The sequence below is a fragment of the Natronorubrum marinum genome (assembly GCF_052040125.1).
Taxonomy (GTDB): Archaea; Halobacteriota; Halobacteria; order Halobacteriales; family Natrialbaceae; genus Natronorubrum.
This window is the reverse complement of record NZ_JBPPFV010000004.1, coordinates 305,961-322,454: the sequence shown is the minus strand read 5'-3', so window position 1 is coordinate 322,454 and position 16,494 is coordinate 305,961. Positions and strand designations below refer to the sequence as shown.

The following is a 16,494-nucleotide window of genomic DNA, read 5'->3' as shown; positions in this document are numbered from 1 at the left end:
TCGTGGACGAGAAAACCGCTTCGGACGGGTTCGATCTGGTCGAGTTTGGCCCGTCAGATCACCCGACTGAAGGAGATCAGGCGCCGGACTTCACCCGTCCGCTCGTGTCCGAGGAGTACTGGGAGGACGCGTCGTTGTCCGATCTGGTCGCGAGGGACGGACGCGTGTTACTGGTGTTCTATCCGTTGAACTGGGGCGGAAAGTCGGTGTACTGGTGGGACGAGATTCGCGAACGCGAGTGGGGCAACGAGCTGACGGTCGTCGGCGTCGGAATCTCGCAGCCGTTCGATCACCAGCGGTTCATCGAGCGCCGGGGCCTCGAGCACTCGCTCTACTCCGATCCCGGAAACGGCGTCGCGGAACGCTACGGCGTCGTCCACGACCTCGACGGGATGACGGGCGTGTCGGAACCTCGCCCGGCGACGTTTCTGATCGGGGACGACCTGACCGTTGACCACGCCTGGGTCGCCGACGAGTGGCCGCCATCGCCACCGTACGACGAGATCGAGGCGAACTGGACGGACCAGCCCTGAATCAGTGTTCCCCATCTCAACTGATAGTGGCTAAACCCGGCTCCGAATTCGAGTACCCACTCGCGAATCGGGTGGCGCGTAGAACTGCGCTATCTGCGAAAAACAGATTTCAGTCGGTCAGAATCCGACGACGGAGCCGTCTTTACGCGGATCGGTGGCACCCGAAAGTGTCCCGTCGTCGTTGCGGGCGATCTGACTGCCACCGAAGTGTCCCGGCGGTCGGACCCGCACCTCGTGGCCGCGCCGAGCGAGCTTCGTCAGCACGTCCCCGTCGTAGCGTCCTTCGACGGCGAGCTGGCCGTCGACCTGATAGCGCCACCGGGGGTAATCCATCGCCTCCTGCAGCGACATCCCGTCCTCGAGGAGGTTGAGAAGGACCTGAAGGTGCCCCTGCGGTTGCATGTAGCCACCCATGACGCCGAAGGCGGCCCAGTCGGTGTCGTCGAACCGCGCCAGACCGGGAATGAGCGTGTGGAACGGTCGCTTTCCGGGCTCGATCCGGTTCGGATGGTCCGGGTCCAGCGAGAACGAACTGCCGCGGTTCTGGAGGGCGACGCCGGTATCGCCCGCGACGACGCCGCTACCGAAGTCCTTGAAGCGAGAGTTGATGTACGAGACGACGTTCCCCTGCTCGTCGGCGACGGTCAGGAGCACGGTGTCGGCGTCCTCGGCGCTCCCGTTCGCGCTCGGGTGTCCGATATCGACGTCCGGCGTCGCTTCGGCTCCGATTTCGTCGGCTCGCTCCGCCGCGTACGCCTTGGAGCCGAGCTCCGGGATCTCCTCGTAATCGGAATCGGTGACGTGAAAGAGGCCGTCGGTCAGCGCCCGTTTCGCCGCCTCGACGGCGAGGTGGATCCGTTCCGGCGAGTCCGGCGGGTGATCGCCCGCCCCGAGCGCTTCGGCGATGTTCAGGGCCTCGAGCGCGACGATCCCCTGGTTGCTCGGCGGCAGCTGGAAGATTTCGGCGCCGCCGTAGGTCGTACTGATCGGATCGACGTACTCCGGTTCGAACGACACCAGATCGTCGAGCGTCAGGAAGCCGTCGCGCGACTGGACCGCCGACACGATCTCCTCGGCGATCTCGCCCTCGTAGAAGACGTCGGCCCCCTCCTCGGCGATCCGTCGCATCGTCTCGCCGAGCGCCGGAAGACGGACGTGTTCACCGACCTCGGGTGCGCGACCGTCCGGCAGGTACGCCTCGCGAGCGTTATCGTCACGGAGCACCGACGCCGCCTCCGCCCACTGATTGGCGATGATCTCCGACACCGGGAACCCCTCTGTCGCGTACTCGATCGCCGGCTCGAGCACCCGCTCGAGAGAGAGCGTGCCGAGATCCTCGACGGTCCGTTCCCAGCCGCGAGCGGTACCCGGGACGGTGATCGTGTACGGACCGTAGGTGGGCATCTCAGCCGCGTCGGGTTCGACGTCCTGCTCGGCGGCGATCCGGTCGCGAACGCGCTCGAGCGTCGCGTCGTCGGGTGCACCGCCGCAGCTTCGAAGCGCACCGACCTCGTCATCGGCGGTCTTATACAGCGCGAAGACGTCTCCGCCGAGCCCGGTGCTGGTCGGTTCGACGACGTTCAGGGCAGCAGCGGTCGTCACCGCCGCGTCGAACGCGTTACCGCCCTCGCGAAGGATCGCCGCTCCGGCTTCGGCGGCGAGCGGTTGGCTGGTCGCGACGATGCCGTTCGGTGCGTACACGGTCGATCGGCGTGAGGTGAACTGATCGAGATCCGGCGATTGCTGTCCGTCCATACGAAGGGAGTGGATAGACGGGGGCAAAAACATTATTGTCCGAATAGTCCAGAAAAGTGTGAAACTTAGTCCAGAAAATCCACACTATTAGCGGACAGCGTTCTGTCGGATCAGACGGGCGTCGATCCCGACTCGAGGTTCGTGTCGGCGAGTTCCGAAAGGAGCGCCACCGTCGTCCGCGCACCGGCGCGAACGCAGGAAAGCTTGATGTTTTCGTCCGGCGCGTGGTTGTTCTCGTCCTCGTTCGCGTACGGGATCACGAGACACGGAACGTCGAGGGCGTCGGCGAAGACGTAGGTCGGCACCGAGCCGCCCAGTGCGGGTTTCAGGATCGGTTCGGTGTCCCAGCCGTCGCGGACCGCCCGCATCGCTGGCTCGACGACGGGGCTGTCCGCCGACGTTCGCTGTGGCGCCATCGCCGCGACGCGGCTGAGTTCGACGTCGATTCCCGCCGGCGCGTGCTCCTGGGCGTGTCGTTCGAGCGCGTCGTAGACGGCTTCGGGATCCTGATCTGCGACCAAGCGGTAGTCGATTTTCGCGCGCGCTCGGGACGGGAGGACGGTCTTCATTCCCTCGCCGTGATACCCCGCGTCGAGTCCCGCCACGTTCAGGTTCGGGCGGGTAAGCAACCGCTCGACGTATCCCTCGTCGGGATCGGTCGCGAGGGCGTCGAGGCCGAGGTCCGACAAGATGTCTTTCTCGTCGACCGGGATCGCGCCGAGGACCTCCCGGTCCCGCTCGGTCAGGGGTCGGACGTCGTCGTAGAACCCCTCGAGCGTGCTTCGTCCGTCCTCGTCCGTCAGCGACGCCAGGAGGTCCGCGATCGAAGTCGCCGGATTGGGCACCGGCCCGCCGAAGTTACCCGAGTGAAGGTCTCGGTTCGCGCCCCGGGCCTCGATGTCGACGTATAGCAATCCGCGCGCTCCGAGGAGGACGTGCGGCCGACCCGACGAGTCGATCGGTCCGTCGGCGACGATGGCGACGTCCGAGTCGAACTCGTCGCTGTGCTCGCGGACGAGCCACTCGAGGTTCTCGCTCCCGCTCTCCTCCTCGCCCTCGATCAGGAGGACGACGTCGGCCGGGAGCCCGGTCGTCTCGCGCAGCGCCCGAATCGCACACAGGTGTGCAAACCACTGGCCCTTGTTATCGCCCGCGCCGCGGGCGTAGAGGCGCTGTTCGCCGTCGGGACCGTCCCGGACGGTCGGTTCGAACGGCGGCGAGGTCCACTCGGACGGCGTCGCCGGCTGGACGTCGTAGTGACCGTAGAGCAGGACGGTCGGGCGGCGCTCGCCGTTGCTGGTGTCGTCGGAATCACCCTCGCGGTCCGCTCTCGCGTGCGCGACGACGGCCGGCCGTCCCGGGGTCTCGACGATCTCCGCCTCGTCGCAGCCGTACTCGAGACACAGCTCCCTGACCATCGACGAACACTCGGCTATCCCGTCACCGGTCGCGCTGATCGAGGGCTGGGCCAGCAGCGCCTCGAGATCCGCAAAAAATCTCTCGTCGTGGCGCTCGAGGGCGGTTTCGGGATCTTCCGCGCTCACGATCGGTGCACCTCGCCGGACTGTCGGCTCGTTGCGTGTGACATAGTGGCGTGATTTCTCCGCCGAGGACAAAGCTCTACTGCTGGTTGATTCGGCGGACCTGCAACCGCGAGAGGGCGTCACTCGTCGCCATCGATCGTCGTCGCCGCGAAGAACGGCTGCTCAGCGTGGCGACCCCGATCGTAGTCGTGCAAATACTCGCGCGGTTCGACTCTCACGCGATCGCCGAGTGCGAGGTCAGCGTACGCCTCGTCGATCGCGGTCAGTAGCCGCGGTCCTTCGTCGAGTTCGACGACGCCCGCGACGATCTGGTCGGGAAAGCCCTCAGCCGTCGCGTGCTGTCGGGTGAACGAGTAGAGTTCTCCGGTCCCGTTTGACTCGAGCCACTCGACGGACCGCGAGTGACAGTTCGGACAGACCGGTGCTGGCGGGAAGAACCGCTCCTCGCAGTCCTCGCAGGCGTGGATCAGGAACCGGCCGTCGGAGAGCACCTCCCAGAACCGCTCGGTGTAGGGCGTCTCACGCATCGTCATTCACCCCTCGCGAAGACCGTCGCGGTCGCCCCGTTGACGTGGCCGTGCTCCGAGGTCGTCAGCACGTGGTCCGCGTCCGGAACCGGCGTCGATGCGGTCCCCCTGAGCTGGCGAACCGCTTCCACGTAGTTGTACAGCGGCGTCACCATCGGCGGGTGGCCGCGCCCGAGACAGCCGCCCGACGGACTGATCGGAAACTCGCCGTCGGCCGCGGTCCGCCCGTCGAGGCAGGCCTCGAGGCCCGCACCTCGGTCGACCAGCCCCAACTCTTCGGTGATGATCGCCTCGATGTGAGGGAACGGCGCGTACGGCTCGTAGACGTCGATTTCGTCGGGAGAGCGACCGGCATCGTGGCTCGCCTCCCGCGCCGCCTTTCGGACGGCGGGGAGTTCGGTGATCGACTCGTCGCGGGTCATCAGCAGGTGGCTCGCGGCGTGGTGGCTGCCCACCCCGGCCACCTCGACCGCGCTTTCGGTTCCGGTAGGCTCATCGCTAGCATCGTCTTCGTCTCTGTCGCCGTCTCCGCCGGCGTCAGCGCTCGTCACGACCAGCGCCGCGCCGCCGTCGCAGGGCGCCGGACACTCGTACATCCTGATGGGGTCGGCGATCGGACGCGAGCCGAGAACCGCTTCCCGGGTCACGGAGTCGTCGAAGAGCGTGTCGGGATCGGCCGCCGCGTTATCGCGGTTCTTGACGACGATTTCGGCGAGATCCTCGCGGTCGACGTCGTACTCGTAGCAGTACCGCTGCATGCTCTGGGCGTAAATGCCCGGAATCGACATCCCGATCGGTGACTCGAACTCGGCGTCGAACGTGCTGAGAATGTAATCGAAGTACGGACCGGTCGTCTCGATCGTCGAGTTCCGTTCGACCGCGAACACGAGAGCGGTGTCGACCGCGCCACTCCGAACGTCCGAAACGGCCGTCTGAAACGCTTTCCCGCCGCTTGTTCCGCCGGTCGAGACCTCGGTCGTTCGATCGACCTCGAGCCCGAGCAGGTGTAACAGGTTCGTCGAGAAGAACTTCTGTGTCGTCCACGGCCGCGGCGAGGGCATATAGAGACCGTCGATGTCCGCCAGCGACACGGCGGCGTCCGCGAGCGCCTCGTGGATGACCTCCACCGCCAGTTCCCGTTCCGGGACCGAGTACGTTCCGTTCGGGAGTAGTCCGACGCCGGCTACAGCTGCCGTGCGAGCTGCTGTCATGTGGTAACTCACCGTACAGTCCGGTCCGTAATACGTCTAGGTGTTCGCGATGGCTCTCGGTCGAGAACGTTCGGAACACAGGGTATCGTGATGGCTCTCGACGGAGCGATCTGGGACCCTCGCCGGCTACAGATCGAGTCCGAACGTCCAGTTCACGACGAACGCGGCGACCGCGAGGATCAGCAGGCCCGCGAGGAAGGCGAACGAGACGCCCCAGCCGGAGAGGTCGGCGACGAGTCCGACGACGACGGAGCCGAGCGACGCCGTGATGACGTAGACGGTTCGGACGAGTCCGAAACCGGCACCGCGCTCGGCGGCGCCCAACTCCTCGAGAAACCGCGGTAACAGCGCGGCCTCGAAGCTCATGCCGATTCCGAGGAGGATCACGCCGACTGCGGCACCGGCGAGTCCGGGACCGGAGACGAGTACGACGAGACCGACGGCGCCGACGAGCAGACAGCTAGCCGTCGCCCGGTCCCGACCAAACCGGTCGGAGGCCGCTCCGACGCCGACCTGGGCGATCCCCTGGGCGACGAAGTACGCGGAGAATCCCGCCGCCGCGACCGTCGTCGAGTAACCGCGGTGTTCGATGAGAAAAACCGGCAGGAACGAAGCCGACCCCTGCCAGACGAACTCGCCGACGATGGCGATGAACAGGGTAAAAGCGATCACCGGACGCGAGAGGAGTTCGAGCAGCGACCGGAGTTGGAAGCGCTCGCGCAGCGACAGTTCGGGTCGGCGGGGTTCGGTCGGTCGAACCGAGAGGGCGAAGAGGGCGAACGCCGGGATCCCGACGGCGGCGGTGAGGGCGACGGCCGGCCGCCAGCCGTACGTGACGCCGACCCAGGCGACGGCGACGGGAGCGATCAGTCCCGCGATGGTCGCTCCCGAGTTGTGGATGCCGATCGCGATGCCGACGTTATCGTGGATTCGCGACAGAAGCGTCGTCGCGACGCTGTAGTGCAACCCCGCGACGGCGCCGAGTACCACCGTCGCGAGGACGAACACCGAGAACAGCGGTGCGACGGCGATGAGCAGACACGCGACGGCGGTCCCGCCGAGCGCGACGAGGATGATCCCCCGTTCGCCGTATCGGTCGCCGAGCACGCCGCTCGGAAACTGTGCAAACCCGTAGGCGAGCCACATTCCCGTCAGGGACGCCCCGATGACCGCGTTCGAGACGCCGAACTCGTCGGTGATGGCCGGAACAACTGGACTGATCGCCAGCCGGCCGAACATGGTTACGAAGAACGCGAGGGTGCAGAGTGCGAGGACGGTGTCTCGGTAGCGCCAGCGAATCATCGTTCGGGAGAGGTGACCCTCAGACTCGACGCCACGGTCGACGGGCCGCTCGAGTCCGGCAGTCTCAGTTGCGACTCACGCGAGAGGGACAAGAATGTAGTGGAATTCGTGTACGAGATTACTCGTTGCCCCCGTAGGACTTCTCGCTCACACCCGAGAGCGTGTTCCCGTCCGCAAAGCGCTCGAAACGGTACGCCTCGAGGTCGATTCGCGGGTCCTCGCCCAAAATCGCCAGCGCGTTCGACTCGCCGAACGCCGGCGCCTCCTTGAATCCGTGGCCGCTGCCGCCGAGCGCGTTGTAGAGGTTGTCGACGCCGGTCGGAACGCCGACGATCTGGTGGGAGTCCGGCGTTACGGAGATCACGCCCGACCAGGAATCGACGACCGCCGCGTCGGCGAACGCCGGAAGGCGGGACTCGAGTCGGTCGCCGACCGCCCGGAGGAACGACTCGTCGACGCCCTGAAGACCCGCCGCCCGGTCGACGGGCGGGCGGTCGATTCCGCCGACGAGGACGTCGCCGCCGGGTTCGGGCTTGAGATACATATCCGGCGACTCCGAGTGATCGGAGAGGGTCGGGGTTTCGACGCCGTACGGTTCGTCGCCGCGCAGGACGGCGACTTTCGACTCGTGCCACTCGAGCGGAACGTCGACGCCGGCCATCGACGCGATCTCCCGTCCCCACGGTCCCGCGGCGTTGACCGCGACGTCGACGGGTTCGCGTCCCGCGGATGTCTCGATCGCCGTCACCGCCGTTCCATCCGTGATCAGATCCGTAACCGCGGTCCCGGTACGGATTTCGACCCCGTTCTCGCGAGCCCCGGTCGCGTAGTCGGTCGCGACGAGGTACGGATCGGCGAAGCCGGCGCGGGGCTCGTACGCGCCGAGTGCGACACCTCTTGAATCGATTCCGGGAAGAGACGACTCGAGGTCGGTCGGCTCCACGAGGTCGACCTCGAGGCCGGCGCGTCGCTGTCGGTCGACCAGCGCTCGGAACTCGTCTACGCCATCGGCGTCGGTGAGAACGAGATAGCCGTTCTGACGGAAGCCGCCGTCGCCGCCGGCGACCGACTCGAACCCCTCGAGGAGTTCCCGGCCGCGAATCGCCGTCTCGATCTGGACCCGATTCGTGTAGTGGTGACGGACGATCCCGGCCGAGTAGCCCGTCGTCTCGCTCGCGAGAGCACCGCGTTCGAAGACCGTGAGCTCGAGTTCGGCGTCGCCGAACTCGCTCAGGTAGTAGGCGATCGAGAGTCCGTACACACCGCCGCCGACGATGCCGACGCGGGTCGCCATCGTCACGATCCCTCGATCGGGATTGGTCCCCGACGATTACGGTTCGATTCGATCGGGGAGGCGTCGACGACCCGGGGAGAGGCGGGTGTCAGATGTAGTGCAGTCACTGTCCTCCGGAGATGCATGGGAGCAAGATCCACGCACGTACCGATAAATGATCGGACCGCCGTTGGGAGTGACCGTCGTACAGGTCGTGTTCCCGATAGCGAAGGTGTCGACGGGAACGTCGGACGGAAGGTCGACCGATCCGCCGACGCCGTTCGATCGTCGATGGAACACGCGTTCACGAGAATTAAGAGGGGCTATTCGGGTGCTTTCACCCGTCGATCACCGGTTCGCGAGAGCAGTATCGCCAGCACGGCACCCGTCGCGGGGAACACTGCCAGTGCGACGAACGTCATCCCGACGGTAACGACCGAGAGGAGGTAGCCGGCGATGGCCGCACCGGCGGCACCGACGCCGAAGACGCCGAGGTAGGTGTAGCCGTACGAGAGGCCGCGATCGCCGGGCGGACTGTACTCGGCGATCGTCGCCTGATACATCGGCTGCAGCGAGAACAGGAGAAATCCGAGCAGTGCGCTGATGATGAGCAGCGGCACGACACCAGCCTGGGCCGCGGGAACGAACAGGACAGCGACGACGGCCAGCGAACCGAAGATAACCGCGAGACCGGTTTCGGTTCGGATTCGGTCGGTCAGCTTACCGCCGACGTACTGGCCGCCCATCCCGATCATCAGCAATCCGGCGTAGAGGTAGGACGCTGGATTGAACTCTTCGGCCATCGGACTGTCCGGATCGAACAGTTGGAGTTGGTCGGCGACGTTCGGAACGAAGTCGCTCAGGACGTCCGGCAGGAAGGTTAGCGTCCCTCGATAGAAGAGTCCGTTCATCATGACGACGACGATTGCGATGCTGAACCCGAGCGTAAACAGCGCCCGACTGTCCGTGACGAACTTCGACAGCGACATCGACTCGTCGTCCGCAGGCTCGCCGCCGTCAGTTTCCGTCTGTACGGCGGCCGTTTCGTCGAAACTGGCAGACATTGCATAGAGGATAGCGATGGCGGCCGGGACAACCAAGAGGGCAGTGACGTAGCGCCAGTCGAGGAACAACAGCAACACTGCGGTTAGCAGCGGACCGAACGCGATGCCGAAGTTGCCGGCCATTCCGTGGTAGGCGAAACCGGTGCCGCGCTGTTCGACGCCCGTCGAGATCAGGGATAGTCCCGCCGGATGGTAGACGCTCGCTGCGATCCCCCAGACGCAGAGGGCGATCGTGATCGTAACGATTCCCTGAGCCGCGCTCAAGAGGAGGAACGAGCCGCCCATGCCAGCGAGACAGATCAAAACTAGCTCCCGAGACCCGAACTTATCGACGAGCACCCCGGCCGGGAGGGCACCGATACCGTATAACCCGTACCCGACCGCGACGGCCGTCCCGAGAATCGCCGTACTCAGACCGAAGTCGGAGAGCCAGATGACCATCATAATCGGAATCGAGAGCTCGTACGTGTGGACGACAGCGTGCGAGATCATCACGAACCCCGTGATAGATTTGTCGTTGTCGTTCAGTCCAGTTGACTGCTCCGTACTCATATATGATGCACAGACTGGTACCCACCGTCATAACGGTTACTAAGTCAGAACACAGCAGACGAACTGTAGAAGATACGGTCGGATTTAGTCCATTAAAAACAGCACATATTAGAACAAAGTTGAATTCAATAGCGTACAGTCCGTCAATCGAGTCCGTTTGGAGAGAGATATTACGGATAAATACACAGTATCTAAAATGGATAATTCGAGGGTCACCGGGTGATTTCTCGCTGAGTGGGAGTCGGAACACTGTTACGAGTCAGAAACCGCGTTGAAATCCGCAGTAAGTGATATGTCTGTCCCACTATGCTGAATACAGAGCAGTAGTGCAACACGACAACCTCGTTTGTTTCACTTCGAAAGCGGTGAACCATCCACTCACGATACGTACGAACTTATCACTGCAAATCTGACCATCATTAAAAAGGCTGGTAGATTTGTGATAGTGGCACGATATGAGTATTAGTTGGGGTGGATATATAATGCTACATTACTTTCATCTTCATATGAACAGAGATAGCTATCGATTCGCTATAGTGATTGGGTTCGCTACAGTGGCGGGTTTTTTGCGCGGCGGTCAAAATGCGATCAACCCCGATCTCATAGAGAGACAACTGGTTATGGGATTCGAACTGTCTCTTGACACAGTCGGCTTAATCTTGAGTGTAGTAACTCTACTCTCACTGGTGGCTACGACCGGTATTTTTGTTACCGGGTACCGGTGGGCAGATAATGCTAATATTCCTTATGCGTATGGTCGATTTGCTGTCTCGCTGTTTATTGCCGCAATTGCGGGGTACGGACTGGGTTATCTCCCACTGTCTATCATCTTCACTGACCTATCGATACTAGCCATTTCCATTGCTCTTCTAACAGGATCAGTTTCCTTACTTACTATTCCGATAACAGGTTTAGCTGGTGGTGCAATCGCACAGTATCGCTCGGTTACAAAAGACACTTAACAATATCATCTCCACCTACATTTCATCCAATTAATTCAACTTACCAGTCTCAATTGTATGACTAAGGACGACTACTGATTCAGTTATTGTTTCCCCAATACTGAGCGATCACCGTCTACGCAGATCGCACCAGATTGCGTTGGGCATTTGTGCTCTGTAGTGAGCGGTCGCTTACCCTTGCAAATCGTCTCTCAGTCTATGCGACATTCACACCCTGTATTCAGCACCCAGTTCCTATCCAAATTGCTGTGTTTCAACCGGGTCAACACAGAGACTGCGGCTATCCGTCACTGTCCGAGTTGAATCACTGCTATGTGCTTCACCGTGAACTTTTGTCGCTTGGGAGAGATTGACAGCCATGGAAACCCCCAAAACGGTCACGATCATCGGCGCTGGTTCGATGGGAAGCGGCTTTGTCGTCCAATTCCTCCGGTCTGGGCTCCACGTCACCCTCGTCGACCACCGCGACTCGAATCTCGAGCGAGCACGAGACCGGGCCCAGTCCGCCGCAGCATTCCTCGCCGATCGAGAGCTCGCAGAGATCGATCCGGCGGCAATCGAGACGGACGTGACCTACACGACCGACCGCGCGGCCGCAGTCGAAGACGTCGATATCGTTCTCGAGACGATTTCGGAGGATTTGAACGCCAAACAAGCGCTATTCGGAGCGCTCGCCGACGAGGCTGATTCGAACGCAGTGCTGGCCTCGAACACGTCCGGGTTGCCGATCGCGAAAATCGCCGCCGGGGCACCGGAGGTCGCGGACCGTATCATCGGCTGCCACTGGTGGTATCCGCCATATCTCCTCCGACCGGTCGAGGTCATCGCCGGTGCAGAGACGAGCGACCGAACGATCGACCGGCTTCGATCGTTCCTCGAGACCGTCGACCGCGACCCTGTCACCGTCGACCGCGACGTTCCGGGGTTCGTCTGGAACCGAGTGCAACACGCCGTCATCCGAGAGTGTCTCCACATCGTCGAAACGGGTATCGCGTCCGCCGAGGACGTCAACCGCGCGATCCGTGATGGGTACGCGACCCGAACGGCCGCGATCGGACCGCTCGAGACGGTCGACATCGCCGGATTAGAGCTGTTTCAGACGAGTGCGAACGACATCTATCCGGACCTCACGGATCGAGACGAGGCGAACCCGCTCTACGATCGACGGATCGACCAGGGGCGAACGGGGATCGAAGCCGGTGCCGGATTCTTCGAGTACGATCGCGATCCGGACGAAATTACGGGACGACGAGACGAGCGAGTTGCTGCGATCCGCCAGGCGCTACGAACGCTCGAGGACGACGACGCCACCGGAAGAGAGTAACGAGAACAACGGCACGGTGAAGTGATCAGTCTCTCATCGCGTTTCTGTTTGTATCAACTAACGAATCGTATGCTGCAGTTCAGGCATCGAGTACATCGGCGATGAAGACCGGTCGATAGAGTAACAAGTGACGAGCCAGTATTTCACGATGATCTGGCACGTACTGCCGAGGCCTTCCTATCAGCGTTCAATACTATCCACTCACTAATGAAACCGTATCTTCCGATACCACACATCGCGGACGCGCCTGACGAACTCTTCGAGACGGGCCATCTGTGGCTTCTCGAGAAAATCGATGGGGCGACCCTCCGATTTCAGCTCCAAGAGTCGGGATTGATCCGATTCGGCGATCGGAATCGCGTCTACGACGACCCGGACGCCGTCCCGGAGCCGTACCAGCACGCCGTCCGCCACGTGAGTGAAACTCTCGATCGAGACGCGCTCCGGAACGCCGTCGACGACGTCGAAAGCGTCGTCTTCTTCGGCGAAGCCGTACACCGTCATACGATCGACTACGACTGGCCGCGAACGCCGTCGTTTCTCGGCTTCGACAGTTGGTCTACCCGGAAAGGCAGCTTTTACCCCGTCGATGCCGTCGAGCGAATCTTCGATCGGCTCGGGCTGCAGTCCGTGAACGTCTTCGAACGGGAACGTCGCGCTCGAGATTTCGATCCCGGCTCGTATCACGTTCCCCAGTCCGCGTGGTACGATGGACCTGCCGAAGGCGTCGTCGTACGGAACAAACGCGGCCAGCGAGCGAAACTACTCCATCCGTCGTTTCGTGAGGAACACGAGATGGATGCAATCGATGTATCGGCAACGGAGTTGGCCGCGAACTGCGCGACACAGCGACGGTTCGAACGGCTCGCAACCAGCCTTTCGAATCAGGATTACTCAGTGACGTTCGAGACGCTTTACGAGCGCGTTCTCGAGGACATCGTTCGCGAAGAGCATCCCCGACTCTATCACGCTGATACGTCGATCGATATGAAGACGTTCCGGTCCGAGGTCGGTGCGCAAACTCGAGCGTTCCTCGACGACTGACCGATAGGTCTGTGCTCGTTGCTATCGAATCGGGCTTCGGGACATTCTGTTCTGTCGTAGTCGATTTCGATTCGTTCGAATCCGTCGAACGTGCCGGGAAATCGGATATGAAATATTCTTGTCGATTTTCCGCGTCATGAACGTAACTGGTATTTTATATAATAGGAGCGAGCATGATACCATATGTACGATCTCACAGGGTTTCAGCGCGACCTGTTGTACGTCATTGCCGGACAGGATGATCCACACGGACTGGCGATCAAAGAAGAACTCGAGGATTACTACGAGAAAGAGATCCATCACGGCCGTCTCTACCCGAATCTCGATACGCTCGTCGACAAAGGGCTCGTCGAGAAAGGTACCAAGGACCGACGGACCAACGTCTACTCGGTAACCCGTCGTGGAACGCGAGAGCTTGAGGCCCGCCGAGACTGGGAAAGTCAGTACGTCGATCTCGACTGATACGGCGGGAGTCGGGAACAGACGACGCCATCATCGACGGAGATGGCACGAATCTCGAGTACAACCCTTTTTTCGGTGAATCGAGCGATAGGTCTGCTCCATCAACTACGACCCCCCGTGTTTCCGTCGTTTCCAACGAGTGTCAATTTTCGAATGCCGTCAGCAGACCCCAAATTTCCGTCGTCGCTTCGACCCCCCTCGTTTCCGTCGTTTCCGCACGCCCCACCCCGGATTTCCGTCGTTTCTGACGTGCGTCGATTTTGTGGAAACTTCGTTGCACCCCTCGTTTCCGACGTACGAGTATTCGCGAATACGGACGAACACCGATTCACCGTGACCGCCAGCGTACCCCTCGTTTCCGTCGTTCAGTTCGACCCCCCTCGTTTCCGTCGTTTCCGTATACCCCTCCCCAAGCTTCCGTCGTTGCTATCCTGAACACATCCGACGTCTGTCGTTTCCTCACGCCTCACCCCGGACTCCTGTCGTAAAATTTCGCCTGAATGTTCAAAGATCCTATTCGCTACTCCAGTTCTGCATCCGAGAGTCCTCCAGGATGGTTTCACGAACGACCTGCGGGTCCTCGATAAGTCGATTCTGCAGATGGATGCCGCCTGCGCTCCCTTTGTTGATCTTCTCGATCTCGACGACGCCGAGAAACGCCTGTTCTTTCAAGATATCCCGGAATCGACGGACCGAGAGAATATCCATATCGAGATACTCGCAGATCTGTTCGTACTGATCGTAGACACGGCTGGTGAGGAACGCGTCGTCCTCGGAGTTGACGCTGAGTTCGGTCAACGCGAGCAACGCGGCTTTCGCCTGCGTGGGTGCGCCGTTGACGAGTTCTCGAAACCGATCCTTTTCGGCGTGCTGTTGGGCCTGTCGAACGTGTTCTTCCCGAACTTTCTCGGCGCCCTCCTCGTATGCGACCTCGCCAGCGTGACGGAGGATATCGATCGCCTTTCGGGCGTCGCCATGTTCTTGCGCGGCGAACGCCGCAGAGAGCGGCACGACGTCGTCGGAAAGAACACCGTTCTGGAAGGCGTCCGCCCGGTTGAGCATGATTTCTCGGAGTTGATTCGCGTCGTAGGGCTTGAAGAACAGTTCCTTGTGCTGGAAGCTACTCTTGACACGTTCGTTCGTGTTATCGACGTACTGGATCTTATTACTGATCGCGATGATTCCGATGCTACAATCGATCTTCCCCGCTTCTTCGGCTCGAGAGAGTTTCATTAGCAGACTATCGTCGTTCATCAGGTCGATCTCGTCGAGGATGATGATGACGGAGTCGAACTGCGCATCGAGGGTCTTCCATAGGAGTTTGTAGTATTTCGACGTGCTCAGACCGGTGTGAGGAACGGTAATATCGGTAACGGACTCGTCGTTTAATTTCGCGGCGAGCGAGGAAATCGCCTGCGTCTCCGTATTATCTTCCGCACAGTCGATATACGCTGTCCCGATCGCCACACCGTCCTGCGCCGCATTTCGAGCGCGTTGGCAGACGTGCATCGAGACCAACGACTTTCCGGTCCCTGTCTTTCCATAGATCATTACGTTTTCCGGAGAGTAACCGTGAACGGCACCGTTCAGCCGTTTCGCTAACTTTGAAATCTCCTCGTCGCGACCGACGATCCGGTCGGCCTCCGGAACGTGGCCGATTTTGAGGAGATCCTTGTTCGAGAAAATCCGATGTCCCGATTCGAACAACGGATCGTCCACGGAGTTAGAGGAGGGATCAGATGTCATTCGGTATCACACGATGTGGTCGGAGAGTTCATAAAACTAGCGGACGGAACCACCCCGTGTTTCCGACGTAATTTCGACGAATATACGCATTATAGGCTGTTTCGAGAGGGAATAAGACAGTTGATAGTACAACCAAGTTTCCGACGTAAGCCAGATTAAGAACGGAAAGAGAGAGGGTATTTTTCTCCCACCCCCACACCCCACGTTTCCGTCGTAATTGAGCGAAAAGGGGGTGGGGCAATAGAAACAGTGGTTCGAGAGAGAATAAGTGGCGGGAGAGCCGTTCTGCGTTCATATGCTAATCAGTATAGAGACGGCAAAGAAACCCTTATTTCGACCGATAAAACGAATAATATTCCGTTTTATCGACAAACGAACTATACTTAATGGACTTTACCCAGTCTATATACTTTAACCTAGGTGTTGCGGCTATTAGATTCTCGCCCAAATAACTAGAGAACAGAACTTCGATATTTCAATCGAACTCATCTCTACGCCCTCCTGGAGAAACGACGGAAACGTGGGGGGTGGAACCAACTGCTATCCGCAAACCAGCCCCTGCCTCTCGCGAGATACGACGGAAACGTGGGGTGGGTGTCTCCTCTCCCAACCTTTCTCTCAGATCGTTCAGTGAAGCAGTTACCGGCATAGCAGCTACCGGCGTGTTTCTATGCAGAGTTCCAGGTGGTAGATAGCTGCTCTTTAAAAACCTCAATCAGCTCGATCGCGACCTGATCTTCTGCTCTCCGTTTCCGGTCACTGTTCACTGGCAGATCGTAGACCGTAATCTCTGCACGTTCGAGATCGGTCAACGTCCCATTTTGACTCTCGAGGTTGAGGATACCTCCCTGGAAGATAACGATCGCACGACGGTCGTTTACGTCCAGGAACTGGATTTCCAGTCGGTCGAGAACTGCTGTCACGTCGATTGACGATGGAAACGTACACTGTTGGGTGACGTCGACAGCTTTGCTCATTACTCTTGTATTCGCGCCGCATTATCATAGATCCTTGCCTCATTTACCTCCTGAGACGATCCGAAAGGGAACGGCCGGTCGATCCTTGGTACGAGACAGACGCGATCCTCGAGTTGGTGTGCTTGCTAAAAAATCTCTACCCTTTAACAAAGACCGGTCGAGAATAAGACTGCGAAGGCCAACTACCCTGCTCTCGGGTGCTTTAGCTAATCCGTAGT

General features: G+C 60.7%; 14 protein-coding genes. 5 read left to right on the top strand and 9 right to left on the bottom strand.

All coding sequences use genetic code 11. The features are described from left to right. Positions 1–2 precede the first annotated feature (2 nt). Entirely contained in the window at positions 3–533 is a 531-nt protein-coding gene (locus ACSFC5_RS21425) for a redoxin domain-containing protein (RefSeq protein WP_440767276.1), read from the top strand. A 117-nt stretch (positions 534–650) separates the two neighbouring features. On the opposite strand, the gene ggt is transcribed toward ACSFC5_RS21425, so the two are convergent. The 7 genes from ggt to ACSFC5_RS21390 all read right to left on the bottom strand — a co-directional run bounded on the left by ggt (position 651) and on the right by ACSFC5_RS21390 (position 9,761). After that, complete coding sequence (gene ggt, locus ACSFC5_RS21420; RefSeq protein ID WP_440767240.1) at positions 651–2,288, bottom strand: gamma-glutamyltransferase; 1,638 nt, start codon at positions 2,286–2,288, stop codon at positions 651–653. Positions 2,289–2,398: 110 nt separating this feature from the next. Beyond that, complete coding sequence (locus ACSFC5_RS21415; RefSeq protein WP_440767239.1) at positions 2,399–3,832, bottom strand: M20/M25/M40 family metallo-hydrolase; 1,434 nt, start codon at positions 3,830–3,832, stop codon at positions 2,399–2,401. A 119-nt stretch (positions 3,833–3,951) separates the two neighbouring features. Then, positions 3,952–4,365 carry a Zn-ribbon domain-containing OB-fold protein gene (locus ACSFC5_RS21410; protein ID WP_440767238.1) on the bottom strand — a complete coding sequence of 138 codons (414 nt, stop codon included), beginning with the start codon at positions 4,363–4,365 and terminating at the stop codon, positions 3,952–3,954. Further along, positions 4,362–5,570 (bottom strand): thiolase family protein, encoded by a 1,209-nt coding sequence (locus ACSFC5_RS21405; protein ID WP_440767237.1) that lies wholly within the window; start codon positions 5,568–5,570, stop codon positions 4,362–4,364. Before ACSFC5_RS21405 ends, ACSFC5_RS21410 begins: the two co-directional genes overlap by 4 nt. 126 nt (positions 5,571–5,696) lie before the next feature. After that, positions 5,697–6,872 carry an MFS transporter gene (locus ACSFC5_RS21400; protein ID WP_440767236.1) on the bottom strand — a complete coding sequence of 392 codons (1,176 nt, stop codon included), beginning with the start codon at positions 6,870–6,872 and terminating at the stop codon, positions 5,697–5,699. 118 nt (positions 6,873–6,990) lie between these two features. After that, positions 6,991–8,166 carry an NAD(P)/FAD-dependent oxidoreductase gene (locus tag ACSFC5_RS21395; protein WP_440767235.1) on the bottom strand — a complete coding sequence of 392 codons (1,176 nt, stop codon included), beginning with the start codon at positions 8,164–8,166 and terminating at the stop codon, positions 6,991–6,993. Between the two features lie 302 nt (positions 8,167–8,468). After that, positions 8,469–9,761: an MFS transporter gene (locus tag ACSFC5_RS21390; protein WP_440767234.1), complete on the bottom strand. Its 1,293-nt coding sequence runs from the start codon at positions 9,759–9,761 to the stop codon at positions 8,469–8,471. A 506-nt stretch (positions 9,762–10,267) separates the two neighbouring features. On the opposite strand from ACSFC5_RS21390, the gene ACSFC5_RS21385 reads away from it, so the two are divergent. From ACSFC5_RS21385 to ACSFC5_RS21370, 4 genes are all read left to right on the top strand, one after another. Beyond that, positions 10,268–10,723, top strand: coding sequence for a hypothetical protein (locus ACSFC5_RS21385; protein ID WP_440767233.1), 456 nt, complete (start codon positions 10,268–10,270; stop codon positions 10,721–10,723). Between the two features lie 358 nt (positions 10,724–11,081). Then, complete coding sequence (locus ACSFC5_RS21380; protein ID WP_440767232.1) at positions 11,082–12,047, top strand: 3-hydroxyacyl-CoA dehydrogenase family protein; 966 nt, start codon at positions 11,082–11,084, stop codon at positions 12,045–12,047. 207 nt (positions 12,048–12,254) lie between these two features. Continuing rightward, positions 12,255–13,091, top strand: a complete 837-nt coding sequence (locus ACSFC5_RS21375) for an RNA ligase family protein (protein WP_440767231.1) — start codon at positions 12,255–12,257, stop codon at positions 13,089–13,091. A gap of 183 nt (positions 13,092–13,274) precedes the next feature. Beyond that, positions 13,275–13,553, top strand: coding sequence for a PadR family transcriptional regulator (locus ACSFC5_RS21370; RefSeq protein ID WP_006091191.1), 279 nt, complete (start codon positions 13,275–13,277; stop codon positions 13,551–13,553). Between the two features lie 513 nt (positions 13,554–14,066). Here the strand turns inward: ACSFC5_RS21370 and ACSFC5_RS21365 are convergent. After that, complete coding sequence (locus ACSFC5_RS21365; RefSeq protein WP_440767230.1) at positions 14,067–15,299, bottom strand: orc1/cdc6 family replication initiation protein; 1,233 nt, start codon at positions 15,297–15,299, stop codon at positions 14,067–14,069. Between the two features lie 668 nt (positions 15,300–15,967). Further along, entirely contained in the window at positions 15,968–16,276 is a 309-nt protein-coding gene (locus ACSFC5_RS21360; protein WP_440767229.1) for a hypothetical protein, read from the bottom strand. Between the last annotated feature and the right edge of the window lie 218 nt (positions 16,277–16,494).

Bases quoted from the DNA above. Each gene is read 5' to 3' on its own strand.
- ggt (WP_440767240.1), bottom strand. From the start codon at position 2,288: ATGGACGGACAGCAATCGCCGGATCTCGATCAGTTCACCTCACGCCGA.
- ACSFC5_RS21410 (WP_440767238.1), bottom strand. From the start codon at position 4,365: ATGACGATGCGTGAGACGCCCTACACCGAGCGGTTCTGGGAGGTGCTC.
- ACSFC5_RS21405 (WP_440767237.1), bottom strand. From the start codon at position 5,570: ATGACAGCAGCTCGCACGGCAGCTGTAGCCGGCGTCGGACTACTCCCG.
- ACSFC5_RS21400 (WP_440767236.1), bottom strand. From the start codon at position 6,872: ATGATTCGCTGGCGCTACCGAGACACCGTCCTCGCACTCTGCACCCTC.
- ACSFC5_RS21395 (WP_440767235.1), bottom strand. From the start codon at position 8,166: ATGGCGACCCGCGTCGGCATCGTCGGCGGCGGTGTGTACGGACTCTCG.
- ACSFC5_RS21390 (WP_440767234.1), bottom strand. From the start codon at position 9,761: ATGAGTACGGAGCAGTCAACTGGACTGAACGACAACGACAAATCTATC.
- ACSFC5_RS21385 (WP_440767233.1), top strand. From the start codon at position 10,268: ATGAACAGAGATAGCTATCGATTCGCTATAGTGATTGGGTTCGCTACA.
- ACSFC5_RS21380 (WP_440767232.1), top strand. From the start codon at position 11,082: ATGGAAACCCCCAAAACGGTCACGATCATCGGCGCTGGTTCGATGGGA.
- ACSFC5_RS21375 (WP_440767231.1), top strand. From the start codon at position 12,255: ATGAAACCGTATCTTCCGATACCACACATCGCGGACGCGCCTGACGAA.
- ACSFC5_RS21370 (WP_006091191.1), top strand. From the start codon at position 13,275: ATGTACGATCTCACAGGGTTTCAGCGCGACCTGTTGTACGTCATTGCC.
- ACSFC5_RS21365 (WP_440767230.1), bottom strand. From the start codon at position 15,299: ATGACATCTGATCCCTCCTCTAACTCCGTGGACGATCCGTTGTTCGAA.
- ACSFC5_RS21360 (WP_440767229.1), bottom strand. From the start codon at position 16,276: ATGAGCAAAGCTGTCGACGTCACCCAACAGTGTACGTTTCCATCGTCA.